Here is a 22,378-nt window from a genome sequence, read left to right as displayed (position 1 = left end):
CACCGCACCTGGGCGGGGTGCACCCGTACTGAGCCGCGGTCGGGCGTGTGCGCGCCGGAGCCGGCGTCACGGCCGCGTCCCGGTCGGGACCCGGCACCGGCCGCCGGACCACCGGCCGGAGGCCGGCGGCGGGGGCGTCAGGCGGACGGCCCCGCGGTCATCAGCGCCGTGATCTCCTCGGCCAGCCGCGGGCCGAGCTCACCCCAGCCCTCCTTGTAGCCGTAGACCCCGCCCAGGGTGCGGGCCTCGTAGTCGCCGTTCATGATCTCGATGTCGTCGGCCGTGATGAGCGCCGGGTGCGCCACGCCGACGGCGGACGAGACCTTCAACAGCTCCTTGCGCAGGGTGCGCAGGTAGACCGCGGCCCGGGCGGACTTCGAGGCCGGGTCGACGCCCCGGGCCAGCCACGGGTTCTGGGTGGCGATGCCCGTGGGGCACTTGTCGGTGTGGCACTTCTGCGCCTGGATGCAGCCGATCGACAGCATCGCCTCACGGGCCACGTTGATCATGTCGACGCCCAGGGCGAAGGCGACCGCGGCGTTCTCCGGCAGACCGAGCTTGCCGGAGCCGATGAAGGTCAGGTCATCGGTCAGCCCCAGCTCGGCGAAGGTGCCGTAGACCCGGGAGAAGCCCATCCGGAACGGCAGCGACACCGAGTCGGCGAACATCCGCGGCGCCGCCCCGGTGCCGCCCTCGCCGCCGTCGACCGTCACGAAGTCGACCCCGCGGTCGCCGCGCGCCATCAGCGCGGCCAGCTCCTGCCAGAAGCCCAGGTCCCCGACCGCGCTCTTGACCCCGACGGGGACGCCGGTCTCGGTGGCGAGCAGTTCGACGAAGTCGAGCATCGAGTCGACGTCACCGAAGGCGGTGTGCCGCGACGGGGAGGCGCAGTCCTTGCCGACCGGGATGCCACGGATCCCGGCGATCTCCGGCGTCACCTTCGCACCCGGGAGCATCCCGCCCAGCCCGGGCTTGGCGCCCTGGGAGAGCTTGATCTCTATCGCCCTGACCGGGGCACCGGCGACGACCTCCTTCAGCTTCTCCAGGTTGAAGCTGCCGTCCTCGTTGCGGCAGCCGAAGTACGCCGTGCCGAGCTGGAGGACGAGGTCGCCGCCGTTGCGGTGGTGCGGCGAGAGGCCGCCCTCACCCGTGTTGTGCATCGCGCCGGCCTGCGCCGCCCCCTTGTTGAGGGCCGTGATGGCCGCGCCGGAGAGCGACCCGAAGCTCATCGCCGAGATGTTCACCACGCTGGCCGGCCGGAAGGCCTTGGCGCGCCCGCGCGGCCCGCCCAGCACCTTGGCCGAGGGCAGGGCGGCCTGCGGGTCGTGGGCGTCGGGCAGCGGCCCGGCGAAGGTGCGCTGCTTCAGGTAGGCGTGGCCCTGGACGTGTGCGACGTCGACCTCGGTACCGAAACCGAAGTAGTTGTTCTCCTCCTTCGCCGACGCGTAGATCCAGGTGCGCTGGTCACGGCTGAAGGGGCGCTCCTCCTCGTTGGAGGTCACGATGTACTGCCGGAGCTCCGGCCCGATCCGCTCCAGCAGGTACCGGGCGTGCCCGACCACCGGGAAGTTCCGGAGCAGCGCGTGCTTCTTCTGCACGAGGTCACGGGCTGCCAGGAGCGCCACCGCCGACGCGGCGGCCGCCCCGATCTTCCGGGCTTGCATGAGGGTTCCTCCTCGGTGTCGGACGGCAGGCACCCGGCCGGGCCGGCACCGGCGTCCGTCGAACAGTGCCAACCGATGGTAAGAGGCCGCCCCCGCCCGCCCGCCGCCAGGGCCCGGTCCGCGCCACGGGCCCGTCCGCCCGGCCGCACCGGCCGACCGTCGCCGCGCGACCGCCCGTCCCGGGAGGTGCCCCCCCGGAGCGCCGGACGCTCCCGCCGTCGCGGAGGTGACGGCGGGAGCGGAGCGGGAGCCGGGGTGTGCGCCGGGTCAGTGGAAGCCGAGCGCGGAGGGGGTCACCGCCGGGCCGTCGGCCGGTCGCGGGGTCGCCCGGGCCGCGAGGACCAGCGCCGCGAGCTCCGCCCCGGCCCGTTCGATCCGCCCCGGCAGGCTGTCGGTGTGGCTGTCGCCGGTGCCGCCCCAGTCCTCGGAGGCCGCGAAGACGGCGGTCGGCGCGACGAGCGCGCGCTGGTAGGCGAAGAGCGGGCGCAGGGCGTGCTCCAGGGCCAGCGAGTGGCGCGCGGTGCCGCCGGTGGCGGCGATCAGCACCGGCTTGCCCGCCAGGGCTCCGGGGTCGAGCAGGTCGAAGAAGGACTTGAACAGGCCGCTGTAGGAGGCCGAGAAGATCGGGGACACCGCGATCAGCGCGTCCGCCCTGCTCACCTCCTCCAGTGCTTCGCCCAGCGCCTTCGAGGGGAAGCCGGAGAGCAGGTGGTGCGAGATGGGGGTCGCCAACGGGCGCAACTCGTGCAGCAGCACCCGGACTTCACGGCCGGACCGGGTCAGCTGGGCGGAGGCGGCGTCGGTCAGCCGGTCCGCCAGGAGGCGGGTGGAGGACGGCAGGCTGAGCCCGCCCGAGATCACGGCGAGGGTGGTCGGCGAGGTCGTTTCCATGAGGGAGGTCCGTCCTGGTCAGGAGGCGGCGGGGACGTCGTCCCGGAGCGCGGCGTGGGTGGGGGCGTCGGGAACGGTCGCGGGCCTGCCCTTGGCGAACTCCTCGCGGAGCACGGGCACGACCTCCTCGCCGAGGATGTCCAGCTGCTCCAGCACCGTCTTCAGCGGCAGGCCGGCGTGGTCCATCAGGAACAGCTGGCGCTGGTAGTCGCCGACGGCCTCGCGGAAGCCGAGGGTGCGCTCGATGACCTCCTGGGGGCTGCCCACGGTCAGCGGGGTCTGCTCGGTGAACTCCTCCAGCGAGGGCCCGTGCCCGTAGACCGGCGCGTTGTCGAAGTACGGGCGGAACTCGCGCACCGCGTCCTGGGAGTTCTTCCGCATGAACACCTGGCCGCCGAGGCCGACGATCGCCTGCTCGGGCGTGCCGTGGCCGTGGTGCGCGTAGCGCTCGCGGTAGAGCTCGACCATCCGCCGGGTGTGCTCCTGGGGCCAGAAGATGTTGTTGTGGAAGAAGCCGTCGCCGTAGTAGGCGGCCTGCTCGGCGATCTCGGGGCTGCGGATCGAGCCGTGCCAGACGAACGGGGGCACGCCGTCCAGCGGCCGGGGCGTGGCGGTGAAGGCCTGCAGCGGGGTGCGGAAGCGGCCCTCCCAGTCGACCACGTCCTCGCGCCACAGCCGGTGCAGCAGCGCGTAGTTCTCGACCGCGAGCGGGATGCCCTGGCGGATGCCCTGGCCGAACCACGGGTAGACCGGGCCGGTGTTGCCGCGCCCGAGCATCAGGTCGACGCGGCCGTCGGCGACGTGCTGGAGCATCGCGTAGTCCTCGGCGATCTTCACCGGGTCGTTGGTGGTGATCAGCGTGGTCGCGGTGGAGAGGACGATCCGCTCGGTCCTCGCGGCGATCCAGCCCAGCATGGTGGTCGGCGAGGACGGGACGAACGGCGGGTTGTGGTGCTCGCCGAGGGCGAAGACATCCAGGCCGACCTCCTCGGCCTTGAGCGCGATGGCCAGGATCGCCTTGATCCGCTCGCGCTCGGTGGGTTCCCGCCCCGTGGTCGGATCGACCGTCACATCACCGACGCTGAATATCCCGAACTGCATGGGCTGTCACCTTTCCTCTGCGTGGACGCGGCCCGGCCGGGCCACCCGGCGAAACCTAGGCGGTGGACGGCGGACGGGGGTCTTCGCAGCGCATGGCCGGTTGCCCCGCAGCGCACATCGGCGGCCGGCGGACCCGCGCAGCGGAACGGGTTCGGGCCCCGGGTGGTCTCCCACCCGGGGCCCGAACCCGTTCGGCGTACGGCCGGGTGCCTCAGAGGCCGAAGCGCGCCCGGTGCGAGGCCGGGACCAGGTCGGCGTACTCGGGGTGCTTGGTGATCCAGCCGCGGACGAAGGGGCAGTAGGGCAGGACGGCGAGCCCCTGCTCGCGTGCCGTGTCCAGCGCCGCGCGCACCAGGCGGCCGCCCAGGCCGCGCCCTTCGAACCGGGGGTCGATCTCGGTGTGGATGAAGGCGATCTCGCCGCCGGACCGGTGGTACTCGGCGAATCCGGCGAGCTCCCCGCCGTCACTGATCTCGAAACGCGACTTCTCGGCGTTGTCGCTGACGTTGTCGCTGACGGGCTGTTCCATCGTTCCTCCTGCGGGTTGCGGCTGATCGCCGTCGGCGTGCACGGCACCGGGAGCGATTCCACGGGCGGCGGCGCCACGCTCACTATAGTTTAATCATCAACAATTGTCTTCCGCACCACCGGCACGGGTGGTGCCCGCGGGGTGGAGCCCGCGGGGTGGAGCCCGCCGACGAGCGGAGGCTCCTGCGGCGGGGCCGGCTCGGGGCCGGCTCGGGGCCCCGTCACTCCCGGCCGGGCCGGAAGTGCGCGGCGGCACCCGCCCTGACGGCGTCGTGGATGAGCTCCGCGACCGCGGTCGGCCGGGAGACGGCCACGCTGTGGGAGACTTCGGGGAGGTCGAGGACGGTGGCGCCGGCCCGCTCGGCCGTGAAGCGCTGGACCGCCGGAGGCAGTGCCCGGTCGGCACCCGTCACCAGGGCCCACGTCGGCAGGGTGCGCCAGCCGGCCGCCGTCGGCGCGTCCGTCAACACCCGCTCCGCGACCGGCCGTTGGAGCACAGCCAGGACCTGCGCCACCTCCTCGTCCAGGTCCGCGGCGACGAACGGCCGGAAGCACTCCGCGGGCACCGTGAGCTCCGCCGCCCGCCCGGTGCCGCCGGTGGTGAACTCCGTGCGCCGCAGCCGCGGGATGAGCGGCGACGGCGCGAAGCGGCCCGCGAGCACGTCATGGCTCTCCCCCACGTCGGGCAGGTACGCGGCCACGTAGACCAGCGCGACCACGTTCGGGGCCACCGCCCCGGCCTCCGTGATCACCGCACCCCCGTAGGAGTGGCCTACCAGGACGACCGGGCCCTCGACGCCCGCGAGGACGGAGACCAGGTAGGCGGCGTCATGGGCCAGCCCCCGCAGCGGATTCGCGGCGGCGAGGACCGTCAGACCGCGCCAGTGGAGCTCGGCGATGACGCCGAACCAGCTGCTGGCGTCGGAACAGCCGTCGTGGACGAGCACGACGGTGGGCCGGGTGGGGTGCATGGCTGCCTTTCGAACGGCACCGGACAGTCCGGAACCCGTGGGCCGCCAAGGGATGCGCGGCGACCCACGGGGGACGATTCTCCCGGCGCACCGGGCCCTCCGGCCACCGACCGGCGTAGGGATCGCCCGGCGAACCTTCCTCGATCTGTAGCAAAAACGGGGGCCGGGGGCCATGCCGCCCGCAGGTGTGCGGGGTCGGCACAGCGGTGGGCGCTGACGGTCAAGCCCGCCGCGGCCCGCGGCCCTAGCGTTCCCGGGGGCAGGGAGCCGGGGGCTCACCCGGCACCGCCCGACAGGGCGCAACAGAACGGAGCGGACGAGTGGTGCGTCGATGACCGGGACCGATGACGGACAGGACGCCACCGCGAGCGGTTCGGCCTGGTCGCCGCTGCGCCGACGCGTCTTCCGCGACCTGTGGCTGGCCCAGTTCACCTCGAACGTCGGCAGCTGGATGCAGACCGTCGGGGCGCAGTGGCTGCTGGTCGGCCACGGCGCGGCCCAGGTGTCCATGGTCCAGCTCGCGGCCGGCCTGCCGGTGCTCTTCCTCGCCCTGCCCGCCGGCGTCCTCGCGGACCTCGTGGACCGGCGCCGCCTGCTGCTGGTGATGCAGGCCGCCATGGCCGTGGTGGCCACGGCACTGGCCGCACTGGCCTTCACGGGCGTGCTCGGGCCCTGGACGCTGCTGGCCCTCACCTTCCTCCTGGGCTGCGGCAACGCCCTCAACGGCCCGGCCTGGCAGGCGGTGCAGCCCTCGCTGGTGCCGAGGGAGGAGCTGCGCCAGGCCGCGGCGCTGGGCGCGGTCAACATGAACCTCGCGCGCGCCGTCGGCCCGGCCCTCGGCGGGCTCCTCGTCGCCGCCCTCGGGGTGGGCTGGACCTTCGCCGTCAACGCCGCCTCCTTCCTCGCGATCCTCGCCGTGCTCGCCGGCTGGCGGGCCGGCGCCCGGGAGCGGGCGCCCCGGTCGGGCCAGGAGCGCGAGCACCTGCTCGCGGCCATGCGCGCCGGCGGCCGGTACGTGCGCAGTGCACCCCGGATCCGCCGGATCCTGCTGCGCAGCGCCCTGTTCGTGCCCGGCGCCTCCGCCCTGTGGGCGCTGCTGCCGGTGTCCGCCCACGAGTCCCTCGGTCTCGGCGCGGCCGGCTACGGCGTTCTCCTGGGCGCGGTGGGGCTGGGAGCGGTCGCGGGAGCGGCGGTACTGCCGGCGGTGTCGCGGCGGGTCGGCGGCGACGGCGCGCTCGCCCTCGCCGGGACCGCCTTCGCGGGCGCGCTGGCGGCCCTGGCCGTCGGCGGGAGCGTGCTGATCGCCTTCCCGGCCCTGGTCCTGGCGGGAGCGGCGTGGATCACCGCGCTGTCCACCCTGAACGCGGGCCTCCAGGTCGCCCTGCCGGCGTGGGTGCGGGCCCGCGCCTCGGCCTTCTACCTGCTCGTCTTCCAGGGCGGCAGCGCCGTCGGCTCGCTGGTCTGGGGTCAGGTGGCGCAGCACGCCGGGGTGTCCGCGGCGATGCTCCTGGCCGCGCTGTCCCTCCTCGGCGGGGCGCTGTCGCTGCGCCGGCTGCCCCTGCTCGGCGGCCGGAACGACCCGACGCTCTCCGAGGCCTGGCCCGAACCCCGGCTGGCCGTCGAGCCGGCGCCGCAGGACGGGCCGGTCCTGGTGACCGTGACGTACGAGGTACGGGCCGAGCGGGCCCCGGCGTTCGTCGCGGCCATGCGGAAGGTGGAGGCCTCCCGCCGCCGGACGGGCGCCGTCACCTGGGGCCTGTACCGGGACGCCGCCCGGCCGGAGCGGTTCGTCGAGACCTTCACCGTGGTCTCGTGGTCGGAGCACTGCGCCCAGCACCACGAGCGCTACACCGGCACCGACCACGTCTTCGAGGCCGACGCCCGCGAACTGCTCACCGGGGAGCCGACCGTCGTCCACGCCGTGACGGCGCACCGGCGCGGCGACTGAGGCGGCGGCGCCGGCCCGGGGCGAGCGGGAAGGCCCGAACGGCCGGCGCCGTCCGGGCCTTCCCGCGCACCCCGCTCACCCCGACTCGACGACCGCGGTGCTCCACGCACCGTTCCGCAGCGCGGTCTCCTGGAGCTTCCCGTCGCTCCGGCGGACCGTGTAGACGCGGGTGACGCCGTCGTGGTCCACCACCGCCGGCTCGGAGCCCTCGGCCACCCGCTGCGCACCGGCCGTCGCCCGTCGCCTTCGTCTCGGTCAGCAGGCCGTTCCGGTCGACCAGGAACAGGCTGGTGGTTCCGGCACCCCGCCGGCGGTCGCCACCACGAGCCCCCGAGTGGGGTCCGGCCAAGGTGCCTGCAAAACCCACATTGAGATGATCTTGTAGGCCGATCTGCCGTCAGTTGGTCTGGAGGGCGGCGAAGTCGGCCTGGGCCTGGGCGACGGCTTCGGGGTACGCCTGGCGCTTCTCGTGCTCGGCGAGCGCCCGGTAGATGCTGGCCAGGCCGGGGTTCTGGCCCTTGCGCTTGCCGGTGGGGATGATCAGGTCGGGGCGGATCTGCTCGACGGACTCGCCGCCTGCCCGGCGCCGCAGCACGGTGTGCAGCATGTCGTCGGTGATGACGGGCGGCCGGCCGCCGTGCTTGCCCTTGCGGGCGGCGGCGTCGAGTCCTTCGAGGGTGGCTTCGCGGATGCTCTCACGCTCGGTCTCAGCCATCGCGGCGAAGAACCCGAAGAGCATCCGGCCGGGGCCGGACGGGTCGTAGATGCCGGGCAGCGGGCCGGCGAGCATCTCCAGGACCAGGCCGTGGGCGGTGAGGTGGTCGGCCAGCGCGGTGAGCTCGGCGGCGTCGCGGCCGAGGCGCTTCATCTCGTAGACGGTGAACAGCACCCGGCAGTGCGGGGCGTGGGCCTTGATCTCGCGGGCGAGGGTGAGGGCGGCCTCGAACTGGGGGCGGACCCGGATGCGGGTGCTGATCTTCTCCGAGAAGATCTTGTCGCGCGGGATGCCGTGCGCGCTGAGCGCGTCCAGCTGCGACTGCAGTTCCTGGGTGAGGTGGCTGCACCGGGCGTACCCGATGCGGATGTCCGCGCCGGGGGTGTCCGTCTCGGGCGCGGACGGCGGCGGGGTACCGGGCCGCCAGGGCTGGCCGGGGCCGCGGTCGGCCGGGGTCGGCACCCGCAGCAGCTTGGCGAGCCGGGCCACCTTCTTGAACCGGCCGGTGTGGTAGATCCCGGCGACGGCGCCCGAGCGGGATCGGCAGGGTGAGCCGGGCTGGACACCGCAGCGCGGGCAGTCGTGGCGCTCGACGTCGTCGGCGTCGCTGTTGGTGGTGTCCTGAGGGTCCGTCACGCCCGAAATTCTCTCACAAACCATTCCCAGAACAGGGGTCCGCCGTTACTTGAGTGAGAACGAGTTCTGAGAACCGATCGGGCGTCCCGGCCGCCCCTGGCGACCGTTTCCGATCTTGCTCCCGGAAAGGGTCGTTTGTGAGAGGCCGGCGGGGGCTGAGCACGACACTGCGTGGGGCAGGCAGGTCGGTCGCTCCGGACCGGGCCGGTGTTCGTTCGGGCGCCCGGTGTTTTGCCGCTGGGAGCGGTGGCTGTGCGGTCAGGTGGTGAGGCCGGCGTCGCGGGCGAGGAGGGCGGCCTGGACGCGGTTGGTGACGTCGAGGGTGGTCAGGATGCGGCTGACGTGGGCTTTGACGGTGCTTTCGCGCATGGCCAGACGGGTGGCGATGTCGGCGTTGGTCTCGCCTTGGGCGAGGAGGGCGAGGACGTCGCGTTCGCGGGGGGTGAGGCGTTCGATGCGGGCTTGGGCGGAGGCGGCGACGGGTCGGTTGGTGGCGTGGTAGCGGTCGATGACGCGGCGGGCGGCGGCGGGGTGGAGCATGGCGGAGCCGGCGGCGACGAGGTGGACGGCGCGCAGGATCTCGACGGGGTCGGTGTCCTTGAGGAGGAAGCCGTCGGCGCCGGCGGCGAGCGCGTTGTAGACGTACTCGTCGAGGTCGAAGGTGGTCAGGGTGATCACCTTCGGGGGGTGGGGCAGGGCGCGCAGGCGGGCGGTGGCGGTGATGCCGTCCATGCGGGGCATGCGGACGTCGACGAGGGCGACGTCGATGCGGTGGGCGGTGGCCTGTTCGACGGCCTGGAGGCCGTCGGCGGCCTGGGCGACGACCTCGATGCCGGGGTCGCCGTCGAGGAGGTCGGTCAGGCCGAGGCGGACCAGGGCGTCGTCGTCGACGATCATCGCGCGGATCATGGGCGGGGGCCGTTCTGGTCGAGGGTGGTGGGGTGGGGAAGGCGGGCCGCCAGGTGCCAGGCGCCCGCTCCGGCGGGTCCGGTGTCCATGTCGCCGCCCAGGGCGCTGACGCGCTCGCGCAGGCCGACGAGTCCGTAGCCGGAGCCGGAGGAGGCGTTCGCGCCGGGGACGCCGGCGCTGTTGGTGACCTCGACGCGGGTCGCGGGCGGCCGGTAGTCGACGCGCACGGTGACCCGGGCGCCTTCGGCGTGCTTGCGGGCGTTGGTCAGCGCTTCCTGGACGATGCGGTAGACGGCCAGGCGGTGCGTGGTCGGGGCCTGTTCCGGTTGGCCGTCGACCGTCAGCTCGACGGCCTGTCCGGCGGCGCGCGCCTGCTCGACCAGATCGTGAACCTCCCGTATCGCCGGTTCGAGCGCGGCGCCCTCGCCTGCGGTGTCAGGCTCGCGTAGAGCGCCGAGGACCTCGCGCAGGTCGGCCAGCGCCTCGGTGGAGGCGCCGCGCAGCAGGGCGAGGCGTTCGGCGACCGGGGCGGGGAGGTCGGGGCTGCGGGTGACGAGGACGCCGGTGTGCAGGGCGATGAGGCTGAGGCGGTGGGCGAGGACGTCGTGCATCTCGGAGGCGATGTGGGCCCGCTCCGCGGCGCGGGCGGCCTCCTCACGCAGCCGGGCCTCGGTGCGCAGGTGCTCGACCTGGTCGGCGAGCGTCTGGAGCAGGCGCCGGCGGTTGCCCTGCCACAGGCCGACGACCAGCGCGAACAGCAGGACGGTCACCGCTGCCACCCACTGCCGCCCGTTCCACACGGACGTGGCCTCGACGCCGAGCAGGTTGGCGCTCAGGGCGACGGCGATGCAGACCAGCGCGACCCGCGTGCGGCGGGCGAGCGCCAGATCGAACGAGGCGACCGCGAGCAGCGGTGCGAGGGGCCACCCCCACCAGGCCACGGCCGCGGTGGCGACAGCGGGCGCGGCGGGCCACCGCAACGCGGGCACCGTCAGGACCACCGCGCACACCAGCGCCACGGCGAACACCGGGACCGTGTAGCGGCCGCCGGCCACGGTCGAGGCGTTGGCCGTGGCGGCCGTCACCAGGAGCGCCAGGAACACCGCGCGTGTCAGGGCTGCCCAGCCGGGTCTTGATCGTGTGCTCACCCTGCCGATCGTAGGCACCGCCACCGCGGGCACCCCGCGACGATCGGCTACCGCCACACCCCTACTTTCGTAGGGGGTAGGCGTCGCACAACGGCCGAACCGTGGCCCCTTCCCGGTTCCTACCGTGGAATCCATGAACCACATCGACAAGCAGGACACGAACCGGGCCACCGCCGCGACACGCACCCGTACGGATGGCTGGGCGTTCCTGCGGGAAGCCGTGCGCGACCTGCGCACCACCGGCGCCATCGCCCCCAGCGGCAAGGCCCTGGCCCGCACCCTGACCGACCCCGTCCGCGTCCGTGCCCCGCGCCCACTGGCCGTTCTGGAGGCCGGTGCCGGCACCGGCGCGGTCACCAGCGCCCTGCTGCCCCAGCTGCCCCGCGGCAGCCGCCTCGACGTCGTCGAGGCCAACCCCCGCTTCACCCCCCGGCTCCGGCACCTCGTCGACACCCGGGCCGCCCGGCACACCCAGGTCACCGTCCACCAGGCCCTGGTCGAGGACCTGGACACCGACCGCCGCTACGACGTCATCGTCTCCGGCCTGCCGCTCACCAATTTCACCCCCGACCAGGTCGAAAAGATCATGGCCCGCTACATGGACCTCCTGCACCCCGGCGGCACCCTCTCCTACTTCGCCTACCTCGGCACCCGCAAGGCCCGCACCCTGTTCTCCTCCCGCGCCGAAACGCGCCGCCACGCCGCCGTCGACGAGATCATGACCGCCTACCAACACCGCTACGCCGCCGGCCGCTGGACGGTCCTCGCCAACCTGCCCCCGGCCCACGTCTGGGAACTGCGGCGCCCCGAGACCCCCGGTGACCGGGAGCGCACGCACAATGTCTCCCTCAGACGAGACAGCCGACGGGCCGGTGTCCGGCGATGAACTTCCTTACCGACGCCCTCGCCCACCTGCCTCCGATCGCCGTGTACGCGGTGCTCGCCCTGGTCGTCTGCGCCGAGTCGGCCCTGCTGCTGGGCGCGTTCACCCCCACCCTCGCCCTGTTGCTGACGGTCGGCGCCATGGCCCGCGCCGGCACCGTCAGCCTTCCCCTCGTCATCGCGGCCGCCGCCGGGGCGGCGGTCGTGGGCGACTACCTCGCCCACCGCACCGGAGATTTCCTGGGCGAGCGCCTGCGCACCGGCCGCATCGGAGCCCGCATCCCCGCCGCCGCCTGGCAGCACGCCGAAACCCTTATGACCCGCCACGCGGGCCGCGCCGTCTTCCTCGGTCGCTTCCTGCCGATGGTCCGCACCCTCACCCCCCACCTCGCCGGCGCCACCCGGCTGCCCTACCGGCGCATCGCCCCTTACAGCGCCGTCGCCGCCGGCCTGTGGGCCGCCGCCGAAGCCGGCACCGGATACCTCGCCGCGACCTCCCTTCAGCGCCTTCTCACCCTCGGCGGTCCCGTCCTTGGCGTCGTCGCCCTCGCGGTCATCGTGGGTGTGGTTCTGTGGCTGAGGAAGCGCAGGTAGCTGCCCGGTCCAGCCCGAATGGTGCCGTCCTGCCCGAAACACCCGGCACGGCATCACACTGTGCGGCTCTGACGTCGGTCGGCCGACCGAGGCCGGCAGCGGGGCGGACCGTCAGGAAGCCTCGGTGTGGTTCTGCGGGTCGAACTTGGTGAAGTCGACGTCCAGGTGCTGCTCGTACGCCTCCGGCGCCAGGTCGAGCTCGTGGGTGGAGTACTCGCCGAACCGCATGATCTTCTCGGTCAGATAGGGCGAGACCTCCGCCAGGTCCTCCGGCTCGACCTTCCAGCCCTCGGCCTGCAGCTCGCGCACCGCCTGGGCGATGTCCAGGGTGTTGTGGAAGATCAGGCAGTTGCTGAGCAGGGCGTTGAACTTGACCGCCTTCTCCTGCTCGACCGGGTCGTTGTCGGTGATGACGCCCCGGTTGCCGAACCGCACCCACTCGGAGAAGCCGTTGTACGCCTCGACCTTGTTGGTCGCGGCCGTCACCCGCCGGCGCATCTGCGGATCGGTCAGGTAGCGCAGCAACTGGATGGTGCGGATCACCCGGCCCACCTCGCGGAACGCCGCGTAGTGGGCGTTCTTGCGCGACCCGGAGCGCAGGCGCCGCAGCAGCAGCACCGAGGAGACGGTGCCCTCGCGCACCGACAGCGCGACCCGCATCAGGTCCTTGAAGTGGTGTTCGATGAGGTCCCAGTCGATGACGTTGCGCCCCGCCTCGCCGAACAGCGCGTCGATGTGGACGTAGGAGGTCTGCCGGGTGGGCCGGAAGAACACCAGGTCCTTCCAGTTCCTGATCCTCGGCATCAGCTCGAACCCCAGCAGGTGTGCCAGGCTGAACACCGGGTAGCTCTGGCCCTGCGTGTCCGCGTGGATCGTGGTCGGCTGGATCTCGGACTCGTTCTTCAGCAGCCCCTCGATGATGTACACCGCCTCCCACACGCCGCAGGGGATGAAGTGGGTGAACAGCGCGATGTAGGTGTCGGCGACGTGGTGGTAGGCGATGCCGCCGGGCCGGCCGTAGCGGATCGAGGTCTCGGCGACCAGGTTGTTCAGGTAGGTGTCCATGTGGGTGCCGTCGGCTGCCACCGCCGTGCCGTCGCCCCAGGCCCGGGACATGTCCAGCTGGCCGTGGGCGTTGACCACGTCCGTGATCGCCTGGTTCAGCTTGGCGACGGTGAAGTGCCGGTTCGCGGTGGCCGACAGCTCGTGCCCGCTCACCCCGCTGATGTGCCGGGCCGCCTCGTAGGGGCCCATGTTGGTGCCGTTGACGAAGGTCGTGATGACGTACCGGCCGAAGGCGTCCTTGAGCTTGGGGTCGTGGCCGGAGGCCGGCCCGAAGCGCCGCCACCACTCGATCCAGTACGCGGTGCGCGCCAGCACCCCGAGTAGCGACCGCTCGGGCAGGCGGGCCTTGATGGCCTGCTCCAGCTTCACCGCGCTCGGGCGCCGCTCGTCCGCCCGATACTTCTCCAGCGTGGGCACCCCGGTCTTCGGGTCGATGAACAGGCCCTCGTTCTCCGGGTAGCCGCAGTCCGCAGCGGCCGCGGCCTCGGTGAGCCGGTCCTGCAGCTGGGCCCGGAACGCGGCGGCGTCGAACGGCGTCCCGTCGCCTGCTTCGCGGAAGCCCACCTCGACCAGGTAGGCCGGCAGCCGCTCCTCCACCTCCCGCCATCCCAGCAGCTGCCGGCTCCAGTCGGCGTACTCCTCCGAGCCGGGGACCGCGATGTCCCCGCACCGCAGCTCCTCGGCGAGGTTGAAGAGCACCATCGCCTCGAAGTGCCGGCGCACGTACGAGTTCGGGCGGGTCCGGTCCCGCACGATCTTCTGCCAGTTCTGGGTGGCGAAGCGGATGTCCACCACCCCGGTGTCGCGACCCTTGTCGTCCACACCCCGCACCGGGATGTAGTCGCGCGAGTTGCGGAACCGCAGCAGGTGCCTGAAGGCGTCCAGCACACGGCTGTCCTCGCTGGTGGCCACCAGGTCCAGGCTCTCCAGCAGGTTCAGCATCACCGAGCGGTCGGCCTTCAGGTGCCCGTGCATCAGCACCTCCCAGTTGTCGCCGTGGTGGGCGGAGACCTTCTCGATCTGGGCGTACTGGGCGTCGAACCCGCCGAAGCCGTCCACCGCCGAGGTCACGCTGAACAGGCCGTTGGACTGCACCATCAGGCCCTCGGCCAGCTTCAGGAACGCCGCCGCGACCTGCCGCTTCAGGCGCCGGTTCACCTCCGAGGCCCCGGCCGCCTCGTCCAGGCCCTCCAGCGCGTCCAGGGTCTCCTTGGTCAGCGCGCCGGCCTTCGCCCGGGCCCTCTGCGCGGGCCCGTCCGTGTCCACCTGCCGCAGCAGCGTGCGGTAGTTGCCGATCAGGCCCTCCACGATCGCCTGCTGCCGGCTGCGGATCTCCTCCAGCTCGGTGCGGGCCCGCTTCGCCTTGATCGCCACCCGCTTGGCGAACATCGTGGTCAGGTCGTCGCGCACCCGCATCCGGGCCTTGTGGACCAGGCACGCGATCAGCGTGACCCGCTTGACCTCCGCATAGTCCTGCAACACGCCCGCGTCCGCCACCTCCGCCTCCCCGGCGAAGTCCGCGATCTTCCCCGCCGCCAGGCCCTCCAGCCACACCCCGGTCTCGCCCAGGCCGTCCAGCCACTTGCGGTGGTCCGCCAGCTTCCTCATGTTCGACCAGGTAGCCCGCTGGGCGGACTGCTTGAGCTGGTTGAACACCGTCTTGCGGTCCAGCCCCACCACGGTCAGCAGCCGCAGCAACCCGGCCCGTTCCTCCTCGCCGACCCGCTCGTAGACCCGGGTGAAGATGTCGCTGTTCACCTCCGTGCGGATGCTCATCGCCATCCGGTCCAGCGTGGAGAACGCCGGCAGCTCCAGGCCCTTCTGGACCAGCTGCTCCAGCGCCACGTTGATCAGGTCCGCCGGGTTGTTCTTCGAGCCGGCCTCGGCCCGGATCACCTCGCGCGCCACCTGCCGGGCCTCACCCGCGTCGAACCGGATTCCCTCGACCCGGGCCCGGACCAGGCCGCGGTGGGCCTCCGCCGTCCGCACCGAGGCGTACCGGCCCGGCGCGGTGCCCTCCGGCAGTTCCACCGCCTTGCGGACGAAGTCGACCACCGTGTCCGGTACCTCCTCCCACTTCGGGAAGCGCGCCATCCGCTGGTAGGACTTCAAGAGCAGCAGCAGCGACAGCTGGTGGTCCTCGCTGTCCGCGCGCTCCTGGCACCACGCGACCTCCTCACGGCTCGGCGAGAAGAACAGGTGCAGCTCACGCGCGGTGATCAGCCGCTTGAACCGCGGATACGCCGTCCGCTCGATCGACGTCATGTCCCACTGACCGCCCAACTCCGATGCCAACACGACCACGGGAGCACACCCGCGCGGTGGGCATCGTCATGGAAGAGCGACGGGCGGGGACCGGAACGCCCCAAGCCAGGACATGGAAGAACGCCAGATGATATTGATCCGCTCATGGGGACCCGGCCGGCGGATCAAGGCTTCAAGATCATCTCAATGTGGGTTTCGCAGGCACCTTGGCCGGACCCCCGAGTGGACGCCTCGCCGGGCGGCCTCCACACACCGTTCGTACAGTGACAACTGCGCTGCGGGGCGCCTCCGGCTCCGTGGTACGGCGGCGTCGCCTCCGCGAAGCCGTCCGCGCCGGAGAGCGGAGGAGCCCGCCCGCCCGGTGCTTCCCACGGGCCGTCCTTCCCGCCGCGCGGGGTCCACGAGGAGGAGTAGGAGCATGACGCGCCTGGAGACCGACGGCCTCTCCCTGGAACACGACGTTCAGCCGCCCGACCCCGCCGGGGGCGAGACGGTGGTGGTCACCTGGACGGTGACGAACACCGGCTCCGTCCGGAGTGACGCCACCCCGTGCAGCTGGGACGCGGGCGCCGGCCTGGACTTCGTCGACTTCACCATCGATGGCCGGAAGGCCGGCAGCCAGTCCGACCCGAACGACGACACGCTGCCGCCCCTGGATCCCGGCGCCAGGACCAGGGCGGTGGTGACCTTCCGGGTCCAGCCGACCGACACCTCGGTCCCCGTGCACCCCTACTTCATCATCGCCGCCGCCGACCAGCCGCTGCGGACCGCCCTCGCGATCATTCCCACCGGCCGGGTGGACCTGAAGCTGTCCGGCAACCCCGACACGGACACGGTGGCCGCTGGGCAACCCGTCGACTTCCGCTGGCAGTTGGAGAACGGCGGGCCGTCCGTCGCCGGGAACACGACGGTACGGGCCACCCTGCCGGCCGGAGTGGTCTTCGAATCGGCCACCGAGGACGGCGCCCTGCAGGCCGACGGTACCGTGCTCTGGCAGCTCGGCTTCCTGGCCCCGAAGGAACCGCGCGCGGTGGCGGTCACGGCGCAGGCCTCCGCGAAGGCCCAGGACACCCTGGTCGCCACCGCGGTCGCCGCGTCCGACACGACGGACGCCACCGGCAAGCCGGCGACCAGCGCGGCGGTCCCCGTCACCCTGACGCTCAAGGAACTCGCCACGCTCACCTGTACCGAGGCCGGTGCCAGACCGGCGACCGCGGTCGCCGGTCGGGACCGGGTCACCTTCACGTGGACCTTCCACAACGATGGCCCCTCGGCCGTCCGGGACCTCACCGTCACCGCGGCACTGCCCGCGGTCCTGGCCTTCGTCTCCGCCACTCGGCACGGTGTGCTCCGCAACGACGGCAGCGTCCGTTGGACACTGCCCACGGTCGAGCCCGGGGAGGTGACCGTCACCGTCACCGCGAAGGTCTCCCCCGACGCCATCGGCGAACTGACCGTCGGGGCAACGGTCTCCGCCTCGACCCTGGACGCCTCGACCGGCAGGCCGATCGCGTTCGACGCCTCCCGAACGAGCACGACCGTCACCGCCGAGGCCGAGCTGGCCCTGCGGGGCGCTCCCACGGACCCGCCCTCGGTCGTGGCGGGTGACCGCGACCACCCGGCGACCTTCCGCTGGACGCTCACCGACACCGGGAGTTCCACGGCCACCGGGGTGACCGCACGGGCCACCCTGCCGTCCAACGCCACCTTCGTCTCCGCCAAGCCGACGGCCACCCGGAAGAACACCCCCGCCGGCACCGAGCTCGCATGGGACCTGGGCGCCCTGGCGCCGAACCGCCCCATCGACCTCACCGTCACCGCCTGGCCCGCCCCGGACGTGCTCGGCGCGCTCATCGCCACCGCCCGGGCCGACGCGAAGACCCCCGATCCCGAGACCGGGAATCCGGCCACCACCGCCGAGGCCCCGTCCACGGCCCAGGTGACGGCGAAGGCCCAACTCAGGATCACCGAGACCCGGTGCTTCCCTACCGCCGTCCAGGAGAAGGACCAGCTCGCCCTCTCCTGGCACGTGGTCAACACCGGCCCGTCCGTCGCCCGCAAGGTCGTCCGCACGGTGGACCTCCCGAAGGCACTGACCCTCGACACGGACCAGAAGGCCACGCTCGACCCGGTGGACCTGCCGCCCGACCCGCACGGCCGCTGGTTCACCGTCGGCACCGTGGTCGGCAGCACGGACGGCGGCGAGGTCGAAGTGATCGGAAGGTTCACCGGCACCGGCTCGACCGAGGTCCGGCAGTCCGTCGAGGTCCCCGCCGAGAAGAAGAAGCGCCCCGCGAACCACTTCCCCTCCGGCTTCCCCGCGATCAGCCTCCCGCCCCCGTTCGGCGGTGGCGCGAGCGGCGGGGACAACGAGGGGAAGGACGACCACAACGACGACGAGGACGAGAAGAACAGGACCACCGGTCTGAAGTTCACCGAGGCGAAGGCGGACCCGGAGAAGGTGGAGCCCGGTGGGGACCTCACCTACTCCTGGACCCTCAAGAACACCGGCCGAAAGGTGGCCGCCAAGAACGTCTGCGTCACCCTCACCCTGCCCGAGGACATCACCCCGACGAAGGTCGACGGCCTGAACGCCCTCCCGACACCCCGGGTGATCACCGGCTGGATCTCCGAGCTCGGCCCGGGCACGTCGCGGTCCGTCTCCGTCCGGGCCACCGTCGGGGACTGCGCCACCGGCGAGCTGTCCGCGCGCGCGTACGCCGTCTCCGCCCAGGCCTACCCGGTCTGGAGGACGGCCACCGCCACCGTCGAGGTCACCTCGAACCTGGACCTGAACGGGACGGTCACCCCGAACCCGGCGGATCCCGGGAAGCCGGTCACCTACCGCTGGGTCCTGACCGCCAAGGGGCCCTCCTCCGCCTCCTCGGTCACCGCCACGATCACCGTGCCCGAGGGGCTGACCGCCCCGACCGGCAAGGTCACCGAGGGCGGTTCGCAGCAGGCGGCCTGGCACGAGGACAAGCGCGAACTCGTCTTCGACGGCCTCGGCACCCTGGAGAAGGGCGCGTCGCTGACGATCGAGGCCACCGCCACCGTCGACCAGGGCACCCCCGGCCCCCTGGCGGCGACCGCCCGGGCCCGGGCCGCCGACGCCCCCAAGGTCACGAACACCCTGACGGCCGAGCTCAAGCCGGCGTCGATCCTCACCGGCACGGCCGTCCCCTCCCCGGTGATCGCCGGGCGCGACCTCACCCTGGTGTGGACGCTCACCCACACCGGCGGGCCGGCCGCCGAGAGGATCGACCTCACCGCCGAGCTGCCGTCCTCCACCACCTACCTCTCCTCCTCGCACGCCGGAGCCCCGACGAAGGACGGCAAGAAGATCGTCTGGCCGACGATCGACCGGCTGGAGCCGGGCGGGCAGGACACGGTCACCGTCACGGTCCTCGTCGACCCGACTGCCGAGGAGGGCACTCCTCTTCCCGCCGTGACCGCCACCGCCAAGGCGGGCAGTACCGCCGAGGCCACCGGCACGATCCATCCGGTCCCGGTCACCCGGGCGAGCACGCTCACCGTCACCGGCACCGGCAGGCCCAGCCCGGTGACGGTCGGCCGATCCGCCTCGCTGGTCTGGACGGTGGTCAACCTCGGCCCCTCGGTGGCCTCCGGCGCCACCACCGAGCTCGTTCTGCCCCCGGAGCTGGGCAGTCCGAAGGTCACCGTCTCCAATGGCGCCGGCACGTCCGGCGGCCCCGGCACGACACCCCTGCCCGACGTGAAACCGGGTGTTCCCGTCACCGTGACCGCCACCGGCACCGCCGGCGTCGACGACCTCGCCCGACCGCCGGGCCCGGTGAGCGGCCGGGCCACCGTCAAGGACCTGCCCGAGGCGGTGGCGCGCGTCGAGATCGACTCCGACGCCGTCCTGGTCCTCACCCCCGACGCGGACACCGCGAAGCAGCGCGCCGTCGACGCCGGTGCCACCGTCGCGTTCACCTGGACGGCCGGCCGGACCGGCGCCTGCGCCACGGGCCCCGCGGCGCTCCGGGTCGTCCTCCCGCCGGAGCTCACCGCCACCGAGGTCCGGGTCGACGGCAAGCCCGCCTCCTCGCTGTCGCAGAGCGACGGACAGCTGGTCGTCGGCCTCGACGGCCTCGCCGCCGGGGAGAAGCAGACGGTGCGGGTCACCGCGCGCGTACAGCCCCAGACGGACACCACCGCCAACGGCCGCGAACCGCTGGCCGTCGTCGCCCGGCTCCGCGCCGACGGCGCGGACTTCGTCGAGCACACCGCCGTACTGGACGTCACCGTCCGCAGCGCCGTACGGATCGACGCCTTCCAACTCCCGTACCCGGTCGCCGCCGGCGCCGAGACCCGGCTGGTCTGGTCGCTCGGCAACGACGGCCCGTCCAGCGCCCGGAACACCTCCTTCGTGCTGACGCTCCCCAGGGACTTCACCTTCCTCGACGCCACCGTGGACACCCTCCCGCGCGGCGGCACCGTCGACCCCGGGCACCCCGGCCGGTGGACCGTCCCGGTGGGGGACGTCGCGCCGGGTGAAGCCGCCCAGATCGCCGTCCGGATCGCCGTCGGCCCCGACCCGGGCGACCGGAAACCCTCCGTCACCCGGTCCGCCACCGTCGGCACCACCACCGGACTCTCCGGCGGCAGCGACCCGGTGCCCGTCGTCCTCGACCCGCGGGTCCTGATCACCACGGCCGTCTCCCCCACCGCGCCGCGGGTCGGCGACAACGTCACCCACGTCTGGAACCTGACCAACACCGGCCGGGCCACCGCGCGCGGAGCCACCTTCGACGTCACCCTGGAGGGCGCCGGGTTCGCCCCCGACCACGGCTCCACCACCGCCCGGATCACCACGCCCGACGGCCGGACGGCGCTCACCCTCGCCGTCCCGGTGCTCGCCGCCATGGCCGAACAGACCGTCACCCTGACCGGGAGGGTCACCGCCGCCGGGACCCTGACGGCCACCCCCGTGCTCAAGGACGGCACCGGCGCCGCGATCCCGCCCGCCCCCACCCCGGCCACGACAACGGTCGAGGGCCCGGCCACCTGACCCGTCGCACCCGATCCGCAGGGCCTCCCGAGCCCCGGAAGGACGTCACCCATGCCCGTTCCCCCCGTTCCCCGGCCCCGGGCGGCCCTCGTCACCGCGCTCGCGGCCGCGCTCCTCTGCGCCTGCTCCGCCACCGCGCCGTCCGACCCGCCGCCCGCCCCGGAGGCCCTTCCTCCGGTGTCCCTGGAGTTCGGGGCCCGGCAGTGGGCGGACGGCCCGGCCTACACCGACTACGTGGCGTCGATCCGCCGCGCCGTGGCGCCGGCCGTCGACGCGGTGACCTCCGACGGGACCGGCAGAACGGTACACATCAGTCCGTCGACGGACCAGAGGAAGGCCCAGCCGAGCCCCCAGCCGCCCACGAAGTACACGGAGAACGACTTCGTCGGGCTCCGGGTCGCCGGCCTCGACGGAACGACGCGCGTCACCTTCCTGATGCGCAAGGACGACCTCTACATCATCGGCCTGTACAACGAGGCCACCAAGAAGTACGTCAAGCTCGAAGAGGCCGGTGAGACCTGGCGCCGGTACCCCTTCCCCGACAACACTCCCGAGATCACGAGCGCCCAGTACGCGAAGCTCTGCCCCGACATCACGAACGGGAAGCTGCCGATCACCGTCGACAGTCTGAACAAGGCGGTCCTGGCCCTCGCCCGGAACGCGGAGAAGGCCGACAGGAGCCAACTCTGCCAGCCGGCCGTGCTCTTCGCCGAGGCCGCCCGGTTCGCCGCGGTCGCCGGCGCGGTCGCGGCCACGTGGGGGACCCAGGGCGCGCTCACCACGCTGAGCGTGGAACAGTACGACTACCTCCTGAACTGGTCCACGATGACGAAGTACGCCTTCTGGAACACCCGGAAGGCCGGCCAGACCCAGGAAGCGGCGACGTACAAGGCGGACAAGCTCGACATCGGGTCGCCGTCATCCCCCCGGTTCGTCTACCGCAGGGGCGGGACACCGACGGTGTTCGACGTCCTCGCCGTCTACAACGGCAACGCCAGGAGGTACGGGGAGTGCGGCGGGGTGTTCAAGGACAAGCCGCCCAAGAAGCCCCCCTACCCGCCCTGTCTGCCGCCCGCGACGTAACGCCGCGGGGCGCGGTGTCCGTCCCGTCAGGGCGTCTGCACCGGGGCGCCCAGGCGGTAGTCGTGCGCGGAGAACGCGGCCGCGACGGCGAAGCGGTCGCCCCGGACGAGCGTCTGGCGCCACTCGATCAGGCGTCCGTCGGCGTCGTGGCCGAGCCGGTCGATGGCGAGCAGCGCGGTGGTCTCGGGGCAGTCGAGCAGGATGCGCTCCCCGCGGCCCGGGACCACGGCGCGGATGCGCTCCCAGCCGCCGCAGATCCGGCTGCCGCAGTGGCGTTCGAGCTCGTCGTAGAGCGCGGTGTGGGTGAAGTCGACGTCCAGCAGCGGGTGGGCCACGTCCGCGGGGAGCCAGATCCGGTCGACGGCCAGCGGCTCCTCGTCCGCGAGGCGGACGCGTTCGAGGTAGACGAGCGGCGTGGACTCCTCCATCCCCAGCCGGGCGGCGATGACGCCGTCGGCGCGCCGGTCGAGCGCGCGCACGACGCTGCGCTGGACGGCGCCGACCTCCTCGACGGCGCGGAACAGGCTGTACGCCTCGCCGACGTCCTGCTCCAGCGGGCGGCTCGCGGTGAACCGCGAGGCCCTGCCGCGCTGGGCGGAGACGAGGCCCTCCTCGCGGAGCTTCCGCAGGGCCTCGCGGACGGTGTGCCGGCTGACCCGGTACTCGGCGACGAGGTCGTGCTCGCCGGGGAAGACGTCGCGGAACTCGCCCTCGTCGAGCCGGCGCAGCAGGTCGGCGCGCAGCTGTGCCCAGAGCGGGTTGCCCGTGGATCGGGTGAGGGGCCTGGGGCCGGGCTCGGGGGTCACGGTGCCGTCCTGGGGGTCAGGGGTCGGTTGGGTCGTGCGGGACACGCAGTGAATGTTCGTACCTTCGGGGCGGCGGCACAAAATCGGCGCCCGCCGGTGGAGGCGGGCGCCGAGGGCCGGGGGCCGGTCGCCGAGGG

16 protein-coding genes are annotated in these 22,378 nt (G+C 73.0%); 5 read left to right on the top strand and 11 right to left on the bottom strand.

Features of this window, described 5'->3' with window-relative positions:
- Window positions 1–137: 137 nt before the first annotated feature.
- From ACWD4P_RS16925 to ACWD4P_RS16905, 5 genes are all read right to left on the bottom strand, one after another.
- Entirely contained in the window at window positions 138–1,664 is a 1,527-nt protein-coding gene (locus ACWD4P_RS16925) for an FMN-binding glutamate synthase family protein (RefSeq protein WP_449780107.1), read from the bottom strand.
- Between the two features lie 267 nt (window positions 1,665–1,931).
- On the bottom strand, window positions 1,932–2,555 hold the full coding sequence (locus ACWD4P_RS16920; RefSeq protein ID WP_449780106.1) for a CE1759 family FMN reductase: 624 nt from the start codon (window positions 2,553–2,555) through the stop codon (window positions 1,932–1,934).
- Between the two features lie 18 nt (window positions 2,556–2,573).
- Entirely contained in the window at window positions 2,574–3,656 is a 1,083-nt protein-coding gene (locus ACWD4P_RS16915) for an LLM class flavin-dependent oxidoreductase (protein WP_449780105.1), read from the bottom strand.
- 211 nt (window positions 3,657–3,867) lie between these two features.
- Window positions 3,868–4,185 carry a GNAT family N-acetyltransferase gene (locus ACWD4P_RS16910; protein ID WP_449780104.1) on the bottom strand — a complete coding sequence of 106 codons (318 nt, stop codon included), beginning with the start codon at window positions 4,183–4,185 and terminating at the stop codon, window positions 3,868–3,870.
- Window positions 4,186–4,405: 220 nt separating this feature from the next.
- Complete coding sequence (locus ACWD4P_RS16905; RefSeq protein ID WP_449780103.1) at window positions 4,406–5,155, bottom strand: alpha/beta fold hydrolase; 750 nt, start codon at window positions 5,153–5,155, stop codon at window positions 4,406–4,408.
- Between the two features lie 331 nt (window positions 5,156–5,486).
- On the opposite strand from ACWD4P_RS16905, the gene ACWD4P_RS16900 reads away from it, so the two are divergent.
- Window positions 5,487–7,103: an MFS transporter gene (locus ACWD4P_RS16900; protein WP_449780102.1), complete on the top strand. Its 1,617-nt coding sequence runs from the start codon at window positions 5,487–5,489 to the stop codon at window positions 7,101–7,103.
- 75 nt (window positions 7,104–7,178) lie between these two features.
- On the opposite strand, the gene ACWD4P_RS16895 is transcribed toward ACWD4P_RS16900, so the two are convergent.
- The 4 genes from ACWD4P_RS16895 to ACWD4P_RS16880 all read right to left on the bottom strand — a co-directional run bounded on the left by ACWD4P_RS16895 (window position 7,179) and on the right by ACWD4P_RS16880 (window position 10,511).
- Window positions 7,179–7,319 (bottom strand): hypothetical protein, encoded by a 141-nt coding sequence (locus ACWD4P_RS16895; protein WP_449780101.1) that lies wholly within the window; start codon window positions 7,317–7,319, stop codon window positions 7,179–7,181.
- A 181-nt stretch (window positions 7,320–7,500) separates the two neighbouring features.
- On the bottom strand, window positions 7,501–8,454 hold the full coding sequence (locus tag ACWD4P_RS16890; RefSeq protein WP_449780100.1) for a recombinase family protein: 954 nt from the start codon (window positions 8,452–8,454) through the stop codon (window positions 7,501–7,503).
- 258 nt (window positions 8,455–8,712) lie between these two features.
- Complete coding sequence (locus ACWD4P_RS16885; protein WP_449780099.1) at window positions 8,713–9,363, bottom strand: response regulator; 651 nt, start codon at window positions 9,361–9,363, stop codon at window positions 8,713–8,715.
- Window positions 9,360–10,511 carry a sensor histidine kinase gene (locus ACWD4P_RS16880; RefSeq protein ID WP_449780098.1) on the bottom strand — a complete coding sequence of 384 codons (1,152 nt, stop codon included), beginning with the start codon at window positions 10,509–10,511 and terminating at the stop codon, window positions 9,360–9,362. The genes ACWD4P_RS16885 and ACWD4P_RS16880 overlap by 4 nt, the downstream gene beginning before the upstream one ends.
- A gap of 142 nt (window positions 10,512–10,653) precedes the next feature.
- Between ACWD4P_RS16880 and ACWD4P_RS16875 the strand changes: the two genes are divergently transcribed.
- Both ACWD4P_RS16875 and ACWD4P_RS16870 read left to right on the top strand, forming a co-directional pair.
- Window positions 10,654–11,397, top strand: coding sequence for a class I SAM-dependent methyltransferase (locus tag ACWD4P_RS16875; protein ID WP_449780109.1), 744 nt, complete (start codon window positions 10,654–10,656; stop codon window positions 11,395–11,397).
- Complete coding sequence (locus ACWD4P_RS16870) at window positions 11,394–11,987, top strand: DedA family protein (protein ID WP_449780097.1); 594 nt, start codon at window positions 11,394–11,396, stop codon at window positions 11,985–11,987. The genes ACWD4P_RS16875 and ACWD4P_RS16870 overlap by 4 nt, the downstream gene beginning before the upstream one ends.
- A 111-nt stretch (window positions 11,988–12,098) precedes the next feature.
- Here the strand turns inward: ACWD4P_RS16870 and ACWD4P_RS16865 are convergent, their stop codons facing one another.
- Entirely contained in the window at window positions 12,099–15,347 is a 3,249-nt protein-coding gene (locus tag ACWD4P_RS16865) for a Tn3 family transposase (RefSeq protein WP_449780096.1), read from the bottom strand.
- A gap of 388 nt (window positions 15,348–15,735) precedes the next feature.
- On the opposite strand from ACWD4P_RS16865, the gene ACWD4P_RS16860 reads away from it, so the two are divergent.
- Both ACWD4P_RS16860 and ACWD4P_RS16855 read left to right on the top strand, forming a co-directional pair.
- Window positions 15,736–20,352: a hypothetical protein gene (locus ACWD4P_RS16860; RefSeq protein ID WP_449780095.1), complete on the top strand. Its 4,617-nt coding sequence runs from the start codon at window positions 15,736–15,738 to the stop codon at window positions 20,350–20,352.
- Between the two features lie 51 nt (window positions 20,353–20,403).
- On the top strand, window positions 20,404–21,435 hold the full coding sequence (locus ACWD4P_RS16855) for a ribosome-inactivating family protein (RefSeq protein ID WP_449780094.1): 1,032 nt from the start codon (window positions 20,404–20,406) through the stop codon (window positions 21,433–21,435).
- A 26-nt stretch (window positions 21,436–21,461) separates the two neighbouring features.
- On the opposite strand, the gene ACWD4P_RS16850 is transcribed toward ACWD4P_RS16855, so the two are convergent.
- The gene (locus ACWD4P_RS16850) at window positions 21,462–22,286 is read right to left on the bottom strand and encodes a GntR family transcriptional regulator (protein WP_449780093.1); all 825 of its coding nucleotides are present in this window, start codon (window positions 22,284–22,286) and stop codon (window positions 21,462–21,464) included.
- Window positions 22,287–22,378 lie beyond the last annotated feature (92 nt).

It is taken from the genome of Kitasatospora sp. NPDC002543 (assembly GCF_053594915.1).
The sequence above is the reverse complement of the archived record's forward strand: the minus strand, read 5'-3'. Positions and strand labels throughout refer to the sequence as shown.